Here is a 13,775-nt window from a genome sequence, read left to right as displayed (position 1 = left end):
ATACCGGCCCATGCCCGCCCACCGCAGGATTTTGCCAAACAGCAATTCAGGCCGGTCTCCGGGCTCGCGCGTATCGAGGCTTTCACCTTCCCATGGCCGTGCGGCCACAGTGGTGTATCGAAAGCATCACGCGCATACCGTTGCGGGGGCAGCACCGGACTTGTTCGAAAAGAACGTACCGGTTTCCCGTTTCACCCCATGCACGGCGGCATGGGACACCTGAAACTGGGCGGCATCTGAACATTCGAATGACCGTTCGTCAACTCGTCAATCCAGGTCCTCGACCCGCGAATTACCAACTTTCGAAATAACTACTAAGGTCTATAGCGGTCATCACAACGCAATATCGCGCGGCGTCGACAGGCGTGAGGGATACGCCTGGCACGCTGAACAGGGAGGTTCTCATGCAAGGTGCCAGCGGCCATCCTCACGGCGGGCACGCCCCGCATTTCATTCGTAACGCTTTACTGGTCGCCATGGCCAACACCCTGATGCTCGCAGACGTTCAGGCCGCGTGCGGGCCTTTGGCGGCGGGTGCCTACAACGTCTCGCAAACCTGTTTGCCTGCAGCCGGTGTCGATGCGTCGATCAGCACTCAGACGGGCACCACCATTACCACCACAGCCGGCTCTTCATTGAACAGTCGCGGCAACAACGCCAACGCGCTTACGGCGTCGGCGCCTACTGGACACACTTCGGCCCCTCCGGCTGGTATCTGGACGGCGTGTTGCAGGTCAACCGCTTCGACATCGAAGCCAAACCCAACGACCTGGCCAAACTGAAAACCCGTGGCTGGGGCTACACCGCGTCGCTGGAAAACGGCTACCCGTTCGAAGTCGACAAAGACTGGTACATCGAGCCGCAATTGCAGGCGATCTACAGCTACGTCGATCTGGACAGCAGTGATGACGTCGGCGCGAAAATTCGCTTCAAGGACGTGGATTCTTTGATCGGCCGCGCCGGCGTACGTATCGCCAAGGACTGGGACACCGAGGGCGTCGACAAGAGCGCACGGCGCACCAATGGCTGGATCCGTCCGAGTATCTGGCATGAATTCAAGGGGCAACCGAAAACCGAGTTTTCCTCTGAATCGGGGTACATCCCGTTCGAATCCGACATTCAGGGCACGTGGGGCGAGGTCAATGTGGGGGTGGATTACCAGGCTAACCGGCGCACCACGTTTACCGCTTCGGCTGGCTATCGGCAGGGCTTTGATGGCGACAGCCATGGGTATGACGCGATGTTGGGGTTCAAGATCAATTTCTAGTCCTTACGGGTAAAACGCACTCCTACAGTGGATGGCTTGCTGACGTTCAGCCCTATATCCTGCACGCCTGTTTGATGGATTGATTTAGGGAAGAATTGCATGCCGTTCAGGGTGATGGTGGTCGGTGGTTACGGAAACTTCGGCAGCATCGTGTGCCGGCACCTGGCGCTGATGCCGGACATCGGGCTGGTGCTGTCGGGTCGTGACCCGCGCAAGTTGCAGCGCAAAGTTGATGAGCTGAACAGCCAATCGGGCAACGTCTGCGAAGGCTGGTGCGGCGACGCCATGGGCGAAGAGTTCGAAGCCGCATTGCGTGCGCTGAACATTCAGTTGGTCGTGCATACCGGCGGGCCGTTTCAGGGGCAATCCTACGCCGTTGCGCAGAGTTGCATCGACGCTGGCGTGAACTACTGCGATCTGGCGGACTGCCGCACCTTCGTCAACGGCATCCACATTCTCGACGCGAGAGCGAAACTGGCCGGCGTGGCGATCCTCAGCGGTTGCAGCTCGGTGCCGACGCTGTCATCCGCGATCATCGATGAACAGCGCCAGCGTTTTTCACGCATCGACTCGATCGAACACGGCATTTCCTCATCGGCGAAAATGCCGGGTCTGTCGACCATCGAAGGCGTACTCGCCTATGCCGGCAAACCGATCAAGCAACTGAAAAACGGCAAGGTGCACGAAGTGTCCGGCTGGCTGGACCTGACCTTGCGCAAAATGCCGCAGATGGGCACGCGGCTGCTGGCCAATGTCGATGTCCCGGACATGGATATCTTCGCCAGGCGTTATGGCGCGCAGACCCTGAGTTTCAAGGCGGGCGCCGGGCTCAAGCTCGGCGGTATCGCCAATGGTCTGCTGGCTCAGGCACTCAAAATCGGACTGGTGCGTGACCATGCTTTGTGGGCCGCAAGATTGCATCGCCTGGGCACGCGCTTCGAGCGTTTCGGCGATGGCAAAAGCGCGATGTACATCGACGTGCAGGGCCTTGGCGTTGACGGTAAACCGCTGTCCATGACCGCGCAACTCACCGCCCTGAACGACAAAGGCCCGGAAATCCCCAGCTGCGCCGCCGTAGCACTGGCGACGAAAATGGCCCAAGGCTACGTGCCGACCGCCGGCGCCCGACCTTGCGTGGGCGAAATCAGCGTCGCCGAGTACATGGCCGCGATCAACGACCCGGCCAACCTGAGCCTGGCCGTGAACTTCTCGGACGGGCAGCGCTGACATGCTCTATCTGTGCCTGAAGTACCTGCACATCATCGCGGCGATTTTCCTGTTCGGCTTCGGCATGGGCTCCTACCTCTACCTGATCGCCGCCAGTCGCACGGCCAACCCGCAAGTGATCGCGCATGTCGCACGCATGGTCGTGCGCTTCGACACCTGGATCACCACACCGGCCGGGTTCGTGCAGATCATCAGCGGTTATCTGCTGATGCGGCTTTCAGGCTTGACCATGAGCACCGAGTGGGTGCTGACGTCGTTGATCATTTTCCTCTGCGTCGGCTCGCTGTGGCTGCCGGTGTTGCTGTTGCAGAAGCGACTGTATGTGATGGCGACGAGTGCGAGCGAAGCGGGGGCGGGGCTTGATGAGCATTATCAGGCGGTTTACCGCAAATGGTTCTGGATGGGCGTGCTCGGTTTTTCCGGGATGTTCGTCATCGTGCTGATGATGGTGACGAAGATGACACCTGTGCAGTTGTTCAGTTTTCTGATGTAGACGCCGCTGCTTTCAGAAAGCGCTGTTCGTGGTCTGGAGTGGGCAGCAGGCAGGTGTCGTATTTGCCGAACAGACGATAGCGATTCAGCGCAATGCGGTCGTAAGCCCAGTCGCGCAGGCCCCGGGGGAAAATGCGCAGCAGTCGCAACGGCTGCCAGCGGGCGGGCAATTGGCGGATGACTTCGAGAAATGCGTCGGAACGTTCCCAGTAGTGGCGGTCACGGATAACGGCCATGGTGTCGAATTGATCTATGGGCAGACCGGCCCACGCCAGAAGCTCCTGACCTTCGGGCGATTGCACGGCGGCCAGACGCACGCGGCGTTGGTGGTCGTGGCGGATAAGGAAGCGTGCCCAGCCGTTGCAGAGTTTGCACACGCCGTCGAACAAGACCACGGATTCGCCGGGGTTGAGGAGCGGGGCGGGGATTGGGCGGGTTTTTGAGGTGGGCATGGGGTTGGGTTCGGGAGAGGCTGGAATGTTGCGATCATAGCCTTAGAAGTTGCTGTCTGCGAATGGCCGTACTTGGCAGGAACCGGCTGAGGTGAGAACTCACCGTTCGGTGACAAACATCAAGTCGGGCCAAGTCTCACGCCACGCCTTGGCTCGAATGCGATCCAGAAACATGGCATGTTTTTCGATTCTGAATCGTTCTGTTGGCCGTACCACCAGCGAGAACAGATCATCCAGCCCCAACGGCGCCGAAACCTCTATCTCGTCTTGACGATCAAGTCTGACAGCAACGGCAGTTGCCGTTTCGGGCCAACAGGTCATCGCATCGGCAGCGGAGCGATAGGGAGCATCGGCGTTGCGCAAGTGCATTCGAGCCTGATTCTTTACAGACCAGTTCACTTCACTGCAGAGGCTCGAGAGTGTGCTTTCCAGCGCCGAATCGGTTTGCGCACTGGCACGTGCCGGGTCGAACCAGATGACATCGATGTCTGCGGGCAACGCTGATGGCTGGCGCTGATGCAGGTGATCCCACACCAGGCTGCGCACGAAGCCGGCGCCAATCCAGCAATCCGGCAAGTTCAGCTCGCGAGCCATGCGCAGGATTTTCATCCTTACAGGATCCTGAGTGAGCAGGGTTTTTAGCTGTGTTTCGTGCTGCATTGGGTGTTTCTCATTGCGCTTGGTCATGTGGATCTTGGCAAAGGTATCCACAATCGTGACATTTGATGAATGCTTTCGACTGTTTTCAGATTGAAGCGGATCGTCGTGAATGTCTGCTTTCGGCCAGAAGCGGACGTTCGATTCGTCTGATAACGACTCTGAGTTGCCCTCAGTGGTCGACAGCAGTCAGCCAAAAACAGCACTGATCGCCCAATAATGGCTAAGAAACCCGATCAGCCATCACTATGATAGATACTCCGAACGTTACGCCAGATAGCCGGGTAAGCTCAGCCAACGGCCGTAAAGGGGTAGGCAAATCGTCAAGTGTTAGTGGACTTAATGGACGGTATTGTAGCTCATACCCGTTCAAGGCTTGGCTTGCAGCGCGATGGACGTCCGACCAGTCATAGGCAAAGAGTCCACGCTTGGCAAAGGCGACGAAAGCGTTTGCGCCAGACATGGAAGTGACTGAATTTACATCGGACACCTCCGACAATGAAAGGACCCATTCTTCGCAGTCCTCGGTGGAGGGAAGTGCGGAGTCAGGAATCGGACCCCGACCAGCCGTAGTGAACAACGCAATGTGCCCGATGGCGTCAGTAGCGATCCATCCAACATCAAAGCCCTCAACATCAAGGGGAGTAACCATCGGCACCTACTTTAAAAGGCAGCTAGTTGATTTTTAAACTTTCGTTTTCCAGCTCTGAGAATGTAAAGGCGTGTCCGCAAATTGCCAAATAGGGAAGAAAAACGACGGATCTATCATACCTGCTCTAAATGTCCGCTTTTGGCCGAAAGCAGACGCCCAATGCAATCTTGATCCCTTTGTGACAGCAGCCAGACCGCCGCCACAAAGGGATGTCCCCTCAATCCACCGGCACAACTTTATCCAGTGCTTGATTCACCGCCAATTCCCCCAGCATCACCACTTGCGCAATCCCCAGCGCAGTTTTGCGGTGGCCTGGGTCCAAGAGGGCGGCGAAGTTGCAGAGCATTTCGGTGGCTGAGCTTAGGGACTCGCTGGCGTTGACGAGCAGGGACTCGCTGTCGTAGTCGGCGTTGGCTAGAAACATGGGGGCGTGTTTTTTGTCGCTGCCCATGATGCGTTGGGTTGGTGTGAGGTAGTAATCAAGGGCGCGTTCGGCGGCTTCGTGGAATTTCCTGGAATCGGGAGATTCGTACGGGGAGGCCGGATCTGTCTCCGGCGGGTTCGGCGTGATCTTGAACATGTTCTTCTTTTTCCTGTGGTGTGGCCGCCGCACCGAGCTACTAAACAAGGGGTGGCAGCTGTACGCAGGTTAGTAGACCGGGGAAAAGAAGAAAGCCGGCGCGCCCGAGGGCGCCCTACGCACAGCCGCCATCAAGTGCAGGTACGTAAATACCTTTTGACGGACGCTTGTGCACTTTCATTTACCACGGGCTACTAAACCCGATCACTGGGAATCAGTGACGCGAACCAAGTTACCGGTGGCCCTTGAGGCGCACAAGCCGGCGGATTCTGGCGTAGTCGTAGGCAACGGCGCAAGAAGTTGTAGCCTTGAGCCGGTAACGCGACGTGTCTTTTAAACAACCACAAAAAACTCCTAAACACGCCTCATCAACACGCCGTTCAAAATGACATTCGTCGGCCCGCCCTCCAGCTCAGGCAATGGCCTGGAACCCTCACGCCCGGGCACGCACCAACACTAAGTTGCATCCCAAAAAGACGAGGAAGGATACCCATGTCAGTTCATCCGATTTTGTTTCTGGGTGGCTCCGGCGCCATCGGCCACCGTTCTGCCGAAGCGTTGCGCGCCGCGCATCCTGACGTACCGTTACTGATCGGCGGCCGCGACCTGGCCAAGGCTCAACAAGCCGCGCAAGAAATGGGCGGGGCGCAGGGCGTAGTCATTGATCCTGCTGCCGATGACTTGGGGCTGGGTGATCGCCCGATCAGCGCTGTGGCGGTTTTCTACATGGATCATTCCCTGGTCGGGCTGCGTTTTGCGCAGCAGCGCAAGGTACCGCATCTGAGCATTTCGTCCGGCATTTTCGAGATTGCGCCGCAAATCGCCAGTTACATCCATCGCCCTGACGCGTCCCCCATCGTGCTGGGTTACGAATGGATGGTGGGCGCGACGACGGTGGCGGCGCTGCACATTGCTGAGGCGTTTGCCCGGGTGCGCGATATTCGCATTGATGCGTTGGTTGACGAGCAGGACGGCGGCGGGCCGACCGTGGCTAAAGATTTTGAACACTTGAGCAAAATGCTGCCCGCCGCCCTGACGCGGCGCGATGGCAATTACGTCTGGCGTGAAGGTGAGGAGCAGAACGTCAGCTTCCGGGCGGTGGACGGCACGTCGATGCAAGCCTCTGGCTTCTCGTCCATTGATGTTACCGGACTGGCTGCCGCCACCGACGCGCCAAATGTGCAGTTCAATCTGGCCAGCGGGGTGAGTTCTTCGCGACGCGCGGGTCGGCCGATGTCGACCGAGATCCTCATCGAAATGGTCGGCGAGGATCGCAAGGGTCGGGCGTTGCACACACGGCATGCCGTCGTTCACCCGGCAGGTGCCGCAGCGTTGACAGGGCTCAGCGTGGCCATGTTATTGGAACGGCTGCTTGGGCTGGATGGCAAACCACCCACTCCGGCAGGTCTGTACTTCCCTTATCAGTTGCTCGATGCCGGTGCGTATCTAGAGCGTTTGAGTAAAGAGGGCGGTGAGCTGCTGGAATTACGAGTGCAGTAACCGTCCTGCGCAACACCGGCGACTTGCCGCTCATTCAGGTCGGCGGTGATGGACATTCACTCAACCGTTGAAACGTAAAACCGATCTGGTAAGCGTGAACTACTCAGCGAATTATTCCGAGAGCAACTTTTTACAGTCCAATAGCAAGTCACCCAGGAATGGATGGATTTCCGTCGACTCCATTAAAGCCAACAACTCGGTGGCGCGTGTCCTGATGGGCATCCATTCTTCATGCTCAAAGATCAGGCGATCATGGCAATGAAGTGCTGCCTGGGTAAGGCTATTGCATCGCTGCCAAATGTCTTCCAGCCGGCTCTTCACGTCCTCCGGTAGCCCGCTGCCGCAGATTGAAAGTACCTTCTCTATCGGAAGAATCATCTCGGACCAGACTTCACAGGCGGGGCAATCCGGGATAGTTGCCTGCTGTATGTCCGAGGGTTGGGCCAGAAACCCAAGCGCTTCGATTACTTCGCACGCGGTAAGAACCTGCTTGTACTCATTCTGGCCGTACCAAGCCCATAGCGTGGAGGAGAACCCCATATCAAACTCCAGAAAAATCCAGCCCCCGAGACCTCACATTTTCTATCGCTTCGAAAAGCTGGCCGTCGAAGTACTCGGAGCCATCTCTTTCGCGCACTTCGATGCGCTCCTTTGCCTCGATCAACAGCTGTTCGGGAGCGATATCCTGATTCAAGAAAGTAGCGACCATGAGATCGCTCAAATGCACTAGCGGTGTATCCCATGACTCCTTGCAGCGTTGCATCAGCCCGGTATGGGCATCCCCGTGCCATGGCCCTAAAAGATTCGAGATTGCCAATTTTGAGGTCATAAACTTCCTGAAGTCTGGCTAACGGGCCAGGCCATTCGCTCTGTTCGGAGGAGATGAAACTCACCCCTCAATCAAATGAGCTTAACCCAGTCACATTAACCACAGGAATCTCACGGCGACTGCCAAGCCCCGCCATTCGCCACCGGCACCTCACCCAGATCGTAAGGATTAACCCCTTCAAGGCAGCCAACATTGAAACCAAACTCCTGCGGATTGGTACTACGTCGGTGATGGGTGTAAATGCCGCAATTCCCGCAGAAAAAATGCTCTGCCACTTGCTGGCCAAAGCTGTACTTCAGCAACGCAGACTTACCGCGGATCACTTTCAGGTCAGCCGCCGGGACTGCGGCAACAATTGCGCCTCGGCGTTTGCAGAACGAGCAGTCGCAGCGGTGGGGCGTGGGCAGGCCTTCGGGCAGGTGGATTTCTAGAATGACGGCGCCGCAATGGCAACTCGCGCGGTGGTCACGGCGGATCAGCGTGTTGCCTATTTGTTTGAGCATGACTAAGCCTCCATCCAGTCCACCGTCGCCGTTTCGCGCCATTTCACCTCGGTGATGCCAAACCGTTCGGCCTGGGGTTTGGAGATGACTTTCAACGGTGGCTTGCCGGGTTTGGGAATCGGCGCGATGCCGGCGTCGCAACTCGCCCAATGCCATGCGTCGGCGTTGCGCATGGTTTTTGCGCGGATGACGAATGACTTTGGCTGGCCGTGAAGTTTGTATTCGATGACGAAGATGTCGACGTTGCTCATGCGTTCCTCCTTACGCTCATACGCAAATGAGTTTTGCCGACGGAAAAAATTCAAAGGATTTTCGGGGTTTGTTTCAGGCTGCTGACAATTGTTTTGCTTTGAACGGTTGGAACCGGCGGCGGCCTAAAGATCAAGCCTTTGCCAAGCAGACAGAACACGAAAAATCCCCTCGATTTCAACCCCGGAGGTACCCGGTGAACAAGACGATCAGCGCCAGGGATTTGAACATTCAGCTCAAGCACAACGATGACGCTGCACTGTTCAAATGGCTGCTTGCCAGTTTCCTGATGGGCAAGCGGATACAGGCCGAAATAGCCGCCGAAGCCTATCGGGTGATTGCCGATAAACACGGGCGCGATACACCGCGCAAACTGGCTGCGTGCAGCCATCGTGAGCTGGTCGCGATGCTCGGGGAGGCGCATTACGTGCGTTACGACGAGACCACCGCCGTGCGGCTGCACGCCTTGGCACGCAAGCTTAACGACGAGTACGCGGGCACGGTCAGCCATATGGTCGAGGTCAGCGCTGATCGCCCGGCGTTTGAGAAGCGACTGGCGGAATTCGACGGCATCGGCCCGAAGACCGTGGAAATCTTCATGCGCGAGGCAAACGCTGTGATCAGCCTTTGATCGTGGGCCGTGACGAAAAGCGCTCACCGCCCAGGTCGTGCAAAGCCTATTTGACTCGACGGCCAGAACGATTGATCGCCAACAGGCACAGCCCGACCAGCAATGCTGCACCTGCAACCAGGAGCGCCGAAGGCTGCATCGGCTGTCGAAAGCCAGTGGCTGTACGTCGCTGAGATATCGCCAGTGGTCGGGTTTCAATGGTCGCTTTGTCAGGCGTCTGGAATGGCGCAACGGCTTCTGCCTGAAACGGTATTTCATCGATGCTCATACGCAGGCCATCTGACAGTTCCAGTGTCCGCGCGGTGATCGTGCCGACGATTCTGTCCGGATAAACCGGGTCGCCATTGGGATCAAGTTGGTCATACAGGAAATGCTGCCCTTCGAGCCAGCCAACGGCCGTCTGCAACTCGGGGCCCAGGTAATACTTGCCGTCGAGGAAAAACCCAGGAAATTGCGGCGCGCGCTCGACGCTTTCAATGCGATAACGCTCACCCGGTTTCATACCGGTTTCAGGGGCAATCATGGTCAATCCCTCCGCTGTAGGTTCAGCGGTAGAGAACAAGGATCGAGCGTCGTTCCATGTAAAAGAGGAAAGGTAGCGGTTGTCCCGGAACGGATCTGTAACAGGCGAAAACAACTTCGCCCGACCAAGGCCGGGCGAAGCGGTGTGGCGCTAGCTCAATCAGTAATCCCAGATCGCCGGAATCCAGCGGAACGCCTCGCCATTGACGGCAACGCGGCCGACCGACGGGAAGGGCAGGTGTGTGGCGACAAACAGTTCGCCACTGGCGGCGGCTTCCTGCAGCAGGCGCACGCGCACGCGCACGGCTTCATTTGGGTCGTGCTCGAAGCCGTTGTGCCAGTCCGGGTGGTCGAAGGCCACCGGGAACAGGGCGTCGCCGGCGAAAGTCAGGCGTTCGGCGCCGGAGGTCACGTAGACCACGCAGTGGCCCGGGGTGTGGCCACCGGTGATTTTGGCGACTACGCCGGGGGCGACTTCGAACGCGTCTTCGAAGATGCGCAGCTTGCTTTGGTACTGCTGGATGAACGCATTGGCGGTCGAGCGCAGCACGTCCGGCACCGGCGCGGGCATGTCGGTGCTGGTGAAGTCCGGCGAGGTCCAGAAGTCGACTTCGGTGGCGGTGACGTGGATGCGCACGTCGTCGCGCAAGCGGTTTTTCACCGTGTCGACGAGCAGTCCGCCGATGTGGTCCATGTGCATGTGGGTGATGACGATATCGGTGACGTCTGCGAGGTCGATGCCGGCCGCCGCGAGGCGTTTGGGAAACTGCCCGGCGCGGGGGAAGCCGGGGAACTGGCCGCCAAGTCCGGCGTCGACAAGGATCACCTGTTCGCCGCTGCGTACCACCAGCACATTGAGTGCCCAGTCGAACGCGTCGGGGCCCAGATACATCTCTTTGAACCACTCAGCGCGGTCGGCGGGATCGGCGTTGGTCGACATGGTCTGGGTCGGCAGCGGCAGAACGCCGTCGCTGATTACCATCACGTCGATGTCACCGAGGCGCAGCGCGTAGCGCGACGGCACCAGCTCTTCGGTCGGGGTTTGCAGGGTGGCGCTGTTGGCGGTGAAGGAATCCAGATGCATGGTCATGGTGTTCTCCTTTTTATCAGGCAAGACATCGGTTCTTGGGCGCTCGGGGCAGATCAGGCCACCGGAATCGCAGGGTCGGCAGCGGCTAGAGCGGCGCTACGCTCGGCGACCGGCGGGTAGATCCATACGCTGTTGATTTGCGTCTTCAGTTCCTTGGCTTCGTCTTTCACCAGTTTCAGCTGGCGATCCCAGCCCTCGGTGTACACCGCGCCCCAGGCGCCCAGGTCGAGGCAGGTCACGTATTTCGGCTGACGGTAGGTGGTCGGTGCCAAGCCGAGCAGATCGGCGACGGCGTTGTTGCCGGCGTGACGGCCGAGGCTGATCGCGTGCTGGCAGGACATCACCGAAAAATTACCGACGTCGTCGGTGGCGGCGCGGGCGACATCACCGGCGGCGAACACGTGTTCAAGGCCTTGCACTTTGAGGTTGCCGTCGACGTGCAGACGACCCTGGCCATCGCGCTCGGCATTGAGCTGTTCAGTCAGCGGGCTGGCGCGGAAACCCACGGTCCAGATCACCGTGTTGCTCTCGATGTGACGGCCGTCGGCGAGGGTGACGCCGTTGGCATCCACGGCGGCAACGCTGGCGTCGACGATCCATTCGATGCCCAGTGCTTTTGATGCTTCGATGATGGATGGGCGGATGCCGTCGCCCATGGTCGCGGCGATGTCTTTGCTGCGGTCGACGATGATCACCCGGACGTCTTGATCGTCACCGAGAATGGCGCGCAGACGGCTCGGCATTTCGGTCGCGGTTTCGATACCGGTGAAACCACCCCCGGCGATGACCACGGTATTGCGGGCCTTGCTGACCGGTTGACTGGCCAGCGAATGGAGGTGGCGTTCCAGGCGCGCCGACGATTCGATCTGGTCGACGTCGAACGCATGCTCTTTCAGCCCCGGCACCGGCGGACGGGCCAGTTGGCTGCCGCTGGCCAGCACCAGTCGATCGTAAGAAAGCTCACCCGGACGACCGCTTTCATCACGATAACCAACGCGACGTGCCTGGCCGTCGATGCTCTCGGCGGTGCCTTTGACGAAACGCACACCGACGGCAGCGAACAGTGCATCCAGCGGCGCGTACATGCTGTGCACATCGGGTTCGTAGAAACGCGGACGGATGCGCAGTTCGGCTTGCGGGGCGAGCAGTGTGATTTCCACATCGTTGCGGTCATGCATATCCAGCAAACGCGCGGCGCTCAACGTGCTCCATAGCCCACCGAACCCTGCACCGATCACCAATAATTGCTGTTTCATAATGTGCTCCCTGACGCTGATGGATGGATAAAACCGGGTCGTTTCGACCTTGGCGTGACGATCACTGGCCGCCGCAAACTGCTTGCCGTACTGCATGGCGCTTAATCGCCCGCTGTCGAAAGCAATGCTATGGCGTGGGAGGCGCGGGCGCAGTTGTCCATCGGTGTGCGTGGATTACGCATGGGTCGAAGGGAGGTATACGAAGGTATCGAACTGCTGGAGCTGCCGAAGGCTGCGATCTGTTGATCTTGCTTTTAAAAGGCAACATCAAAAGATCGCAGCCTTCGGCAGCTCCTACACGGGAGGGGTTCTATTCAGGGCTTGTTTGATATGGCTGAGCAAGTCATCGGCCTGGAAGGGCTTGGGCAGGCAAGCCACCACTCCGGGGACTCGGGTGTTCACGTCATCGGGATGAGCAGTGACGAAAATCACCGGGATGCGCCAGCCTTGCGCCTGCAACGCCTCATTGAGTTGCAGGCCGCTCATGCCGGGCATCTGGATATCGGAAATCAGGCAGTGCGCCTGCTCAGGCCCTGTTGATTCAAGGAAGGTGCGGGCGTCGGGAAAGGTCCGTACCCGATAACCGCTGGCGCGCAACAAGCTTTCCAGCGCACTGCGAATGGCCTCGTCGTCGTCAACCACTGCAATGACAACCGTGTTGTGCATAGGGCTCCCTGACCGGATGGGCAAGCGTGACGACTCCTGTCGTTCTTGCACCATACGCCGTCCGCGCTGGCGCAAAACTATACCTAGGTATAGCGCGTCGAGACCCTTTGATAGTCAGCGCTTCCGGCGATCAGCCTTCACGAGTGAAGCGACTACGGTAATCACGCGGAGAAATCGACAGGTGACGCTGGAAGCAGGCGCGCAGACGCTCTTCATCACCGAAACCGCAGAGGCGCGCGACCTTGTCGATGTTGTGCGCCGAGTTTTCCAGCAGACGCTTGGCCGCTTCGAGGCGGAACAGTTCGATGGCTTTGGATGGCGTGCGGCCGGTGTTCTGTTTGTAGACCCGGGTGAAATTGCGCAGGCTCATTCTGGCCTGCTCGGCGAGACGCTCCACACTCAGTCTGGGATCGCCGAGGTTGTCCATCAGCCACAGGTGCAGCGGCTCGAACAACGGGCTGTCCTGCACCTGCGCTTGCAGCAACGTGCTGTATTGCGCCTGACCACCGGGGCGTTTGAGGTACACCACCAGCTCGCGGGCTACCTGCAAGGCCACTTCGCGGCCGGCATCCGCCTCGACCAGCGCCAGCGCCAGATCGATACCGGCCGTGACCCCCGCCGATGTCCACACCGCCCCTTGCTGGATGAAAATCGCATCGGCATCCACTTCGATCGTCGGGAAGCGTTCGCGCAACGTCTCGCACATGGCCCAGTGCGTTGCGGCGCGACAGCCGTCGAGCAGGCCAGCCTTGGCCAGCAGGAACGCGCCACTGCACACCGAGACCACGCGTTGCGCGCTCGGCGCCTCGCGACGCAGCCAGTCGGTCAGTTGGCCATGCTCGTCTAGGGTCTGGCAGATGTCCGGGGCACCGGGGACGACGAGGGTATCCAGTGCGGCCATGTTCAGATCGCGTAGCGCGCGGGTGTCGACGGCCAAACCTTCGACGGTGTGCACCAACCCGCCTTCAAGGCTGGCGGTGTGCAGTTGATAGCCCGCTTGACTGCGTTCGGACATTGCTTTGCTCGCGGCCCAGAACACCGTTTGTGCACCGCTGAGGTCGAGCAGGCTCATTCGCGGGTAGGCGATGAAAACCACGTCGCGTGATTGCGCGGTTGAAGTGCCGGGCTGCGGGGAAACGCTGGGCATCGAAATCTGCCTGTTCAATCGGCTGAAGTGGGACGGTTGCGGCATGGCCGATATT

The 13,775-nt window shown here is 59.0% G+C and carries 17 protein-coding genes and 1 riboswitch; of the genes, 5 read left to right on the top strand and 12 right to left on the bottom strand.

What is annotated here, in order from left to right:
* Positions 1 to 31: 31 nt before the first annotated feature.
* Positions 32 to 238: riboswitch (cobalamin riboswitch) on the bottom strand.
* Between the two features lie 276 nt (positions 239 to 514).
* The 3 genes from PspS49_RS16850 (at position 515) to PspS49_RS16840 (ending at position 2,987) form a co-directional block, all read left to right on the top strand.
* A complete protein-coding gene (locus tag PspS49_RS16850) occupies positions 515 to 1,267 on the top strand; it encodes an autotransporter outer membrane beta-barrel domain-containing protein (RefSeq protein WP_224790116.1) in 753 nt (250 codons plus the stop codon).
* Positions 1,268 to 1,366: 99 nt separating this feature from the next.
* Complete coding sequence (locus tag PspS49_RS16845; protein ID WP_160040567.1) at positions 1,367 to 2,494, top strand: saccharopine dehydrogenase NADP-binding domain-containing protein; 1,128 nt, start codon at positions 1,367 to 1,369, stop codon at positions 2,492 to 2,494.
* A gap of 1 nt (position 2,495) precedes the next feature.
* Positions 2,496 to 2,987: a DUF2269 domain-containing protein gene (locus tag PspS49_RS16840; RefSeq protein ID WP_127928349.1), complete on the top strand. Its 492-nt coding sequence runs from the start codon at positions 2,496 to 2,498 to the stop codon at positions 2,985 to 2,987.
* Here PspS49_RS16840 and PspS49_RS16835 read toward each other — a convergent pair.
* The 3 genes from PspS49_RS16835 to PspS49_RS16825 form a co-directional block, all read right to left on the bottom strand.
* On the bottom strand, positions 2,971 to 3,438 hold the full coding sequence (locus tag PspS49_RS16835; protein WP_160040564.1) for a thiol-disulfide oxidoreductase DCC family protein: 468 nt from the start codon (positions 3,436 to 3,438) through the stop codon (positions 2,971 to 2,973). The genes PspS49_RS16840 and PspS49_RS16835 overlap by 17 nt on opposite strands.
* Before the next feature lie 99 nt (positions 3,439 to 3,537).
* Positions 3,538 to 4,125 carry a nucleotidyltransferase family protein gene (locus PspS49_RS16830; RefSeq protein ID WP_224790117.1) on the bottom strand — a complete coding sequence of 196 codons (588 nt, stop codon included), beginning with the start codon at positions 4,123 to 4,125 and terminating at the stop codon, positions 3,538 to 3,540.
* A gap of 839 nt (positions 4,126 to 4,964) precedes the next feature.
* Positions 4,965 to 5,327 (bottom strand): hypothetical protein, encoded by a 363-nt coding sequence (locus PspS49_RS16825; protein WP_127928342.1) that lies wholly within the window; start codon positions 5,325 to 5,327, stop codon positions 4,965 to 4,967.
* A 492-nt stretch (positions 5,328 to 5,819) separates the two neighbouring features.
* Here PspS49_RS16825 and PspS49_RS16820 point away from each other — a divergent pair, with 492 nt between their 5' ends.
* The gene (locus PspS49_RS16820) at positions 5,820 to 6,827 is read left to right on the top strand and encodes an NAD(P)-dependent oxidoreductase (protein ID WP_160040562.1); all 1,008 of its coding nucleotides are present in this window, start codon (positions 5,820 to 5,822) and stop codon (positions 6,825 to 6,827) included.
* A 111-nt stretch (positions 6,828 to 6,938) separates the two neighbouring features.
* Here PspS49_RS16820 and PspS49_RS16815 read toward each other — a convergent pair whose 3' ends face one another.
* The 4 genes from PspS49_RS16815 to PspS49_RS16800 all read right to left on the bottom strand — a co-directional run bounded on the left by PspS49_RS16815 (position 6,939) and on the right by PspS49_RS16800 (position 8,410).
* Positions 6,939 to 7,367, bottom strand: coding sequence for a hypothetical protein (locus PspS49_RS16815; protein WP_160040559.1), 429 nt, complete (start codon positions 7,365 to 7,367; stop codon positions 6,939 to 6,941).
* 1 nt (position 7,368) lies between these two features.
* The gene (locus PspS49_RS16810; protein WP_160040556.1) at positions 7,369 to 7,656 is read right to left on the bottom strand and encodes a hypothetical protein; all 288 of its coding nucleotides are present in this window, start codon (positions 7,654 to 7,656) and stop codon (positions 7,369 to 7,371) included.
* A 110-nt stretch (positions 7,657 to 7,766) separates the two neighbouring features.
* Positions 7,767 to 8,159 (bottom strand): GFA family protein, encoded by a 393-nt coding sequence (locus PspS49_RS16805; RefSeq protein WP_127928334.1) that lies wholly within the window; start codon positions 8,157 to 8,159, stop codon positions 7,767 to 7,769.
* Between the two features lie 2 nt (positions 8,160 to 8,161).
* Positions 8,162 to 8,410, bottom strand: coding sequence for a DUF6555 family protein (locus PspS49_RS16800; protein WP_016984867.1), 249 nt, complete (start codon positions 8,408 to 8,410; stop codon positions 8,162 to 8,164).
* Between the two features lie 194 nt (positions 8,411 to 8,604).
* On the opposite strand from PspS49_RS16800, the gene PspS49_RS16795 reads away from it, so the two are divergent.
* Positions 8,605 to 9,039: a DNA methylase gene (locus PspS49_RS16795; protein WP_150774784.1), complete on the top strand. Its 435-nt coding sequence runs from the start codon at positions 8,605 to 8,607 to the stop codon at positions 9,037 to 9,039.
* A 46-nt stretch (positions 9,040 to 9,085) separates the two neighbouring features.
* Here the strand turns inward: PspS49_RS16795 and PspS49_RS16790 are convergent, their stop codons facing one another.
* From PspS49_RS16790 to PspS49_RS16770, 5 genes are all read right to left on the bottom strand, one after another.
* A complete protein-coding gene (locus PspS49_RS16790) occupies positions 9,086 to 9,562 on the bottom strand; it encodes a short chain dehydrogenase (protein WP_150750997.1) in 477 nt (158 codons plus the stop codon).
* Between the two features lie 159 nt (positions 9,563 to 9,721).
* Positions 9,722 to 10,651, bottom strand: a complete 930-nt coding sequence (locus PspS49_RS16785; RefSeq protein ID WP_127928328.1) for an MBL fold metallo-hydrolase — start codon at positions 10,649 to 10,651, stop codon at positions 9,722 to 9,724.
* 53 nt (positions 10,652 to 10,704) lie between these two features.
* Positions 10,705 to 11,907, bottom strand: coding sequence for an NAD(P)/FAD-dependent oxidoreductase (locus PspS49_RS16780; RefSeq protein ID WP_150750998.1), 1,203 nt, complete (start codon positions 11,905 to 11,907; stop codon positions 10,705 to 10,707).
* 294 nt (positions 11,908 to 12,201) lie between these two features.
* Entirely contained in the window at positions 12,202 to 12,573 is a 372-nt protein-coding gene (locus PspS49_RS16775; RefSeq protein ID WP_150774782.1) for a response regulator, read from the bottom strand.
* A 130-nt stretch (positions 12,574 to 12,703) separates the two neighbouring features.
* Entirely contained in the window at positions 12,704 to 13,720 is a 1,017-nt protein-coding gene (locus PspS49_RS16770; RefSeq protein ID WP_127928322.1) for a DJ-1/PfpI family protein, read from the bottom strand.
* Positions 13,721 to 13,775 lie beyond the last annotated feature (55 nt).

It is taken from the genome of Pseudomonas sp. S49, from assembly GCF_009866785.1.
Classification (GTDB): Bacteria; Pseudomonadota; Gammaproteobacteria; order Pseudomonadales; family Pseudomonadaceae; genus Aquipseudomonas.
Note: the sequence above shows the minus strand (reverse complement) of the source record. Positions and strands in the feature narration are given on the sequence as shown.

Bases quoted from the DNA above. Each gene is read 5' to 3' on its own strand.
- PspS49_RS16845 (WP_160040567.1), top strand. From the start codon at position 1,367: ATGCCGTTCAGGGTGATGGTGGTCGGTGGTTACGGAAACTTCGGCAGC.
- PspS49_RS16840 (WP_127928349.1), top strand. From the start codon at position 2,496: ATGCTCTATCTGTGCCTGAAGTACCTGCACATCATCGCGGCGATTTTC.
- PspS49_RS16835 (WP_160040564.1), bottom strand. From the start codon at position 3,438: ATGCCCACCTCAAAAACCCGCCCAATCCCCGCCCCGCTCCTCAACCCC.
- PspS49_RS16830 (WP_224790117.1), bottom strand. From the start codon at position 4,125: ATGACCAAGCGCAATGAGAAACACCCAATGCAGCACGAAACACAGCTA.
- PspS49_RS16825 (WP_127928342.1), bottom strand. From the start codon at position 5,327: ATGTTCAAGATCACGCCGAACCCGCCGGAGACAGATCCGGCCTCCCCG.
- PspS49_RS16820 (WP_160040562.1), top strand. From the start codon at position 5,820: ATGTCAGTTCATCCGATTTTGTTTCTGGGTGGCTCCGGCGCCATCGGC.
- PspS49_RS16815 (WP_160040559.1), bottom strand. From the start codon at position 7,367: ATGGGGTTCTCCTCCACGCTATGGGCTTGGTACGGCCAGAATGAGTAC.
- PspS49_RS16810 (WP_160040556.1), bottom strand. From the start codon at position 7,656: ATGACCTCAAAATTGGCAATCTCGAATCTTTTAGGGCCATGGCACGGG.
- PspS49_RS16805 (WP_127928334.1), bottom strand. From the start codon at position 8,159: ATGCTCAAACAAATAGGCAACACGCTGATCCGCCGTGACCACCGCGCG.
- PspS49_RS16800 (WP_016984867.1), bottom strand. From the start codon at position 8,410: ATGAGCAACGTCGACATCTTCGTCATCGAATACAAACTTCACGGCCAG.
- PspS49_RS16790 (WP_150750997.1), bottom strand. From the start codon at position 9,562: ATGATTGCCCCTGAAACCGGTATGAAACCGGGTGAGCGTTATCGCATT.
- PspS49_RS16785 (WP_127928328.1), bottom strand. From the start codon at position 10,651: ATGACCATGCATCTGGATTCCTTCACCGCCAACAGCGCCACCCTGCAA.
- PspS49_RS16780 (WP_150750998.1), bottom strand. From the start codon at position 11,907: ATGAAACAGCAATTATTGGTGATCGGTGCAGGGTTCGGTGGGCTATGG.
- PspS49_RS16775 (WP_150774782.1), bottom strand. From the start codon at position 12,573: ATGCACAACACGGTTGTCATTGCAGTGGTTGACGACGACGAGGCCATT.
- PspS49_RS16770 (WP_127928322.1), bottom strand. From the start codon at position 13,720: ATGCCCAGCGTTTCCCCGCAGCCCGGCACTTCAACCGCGCAATCACGC.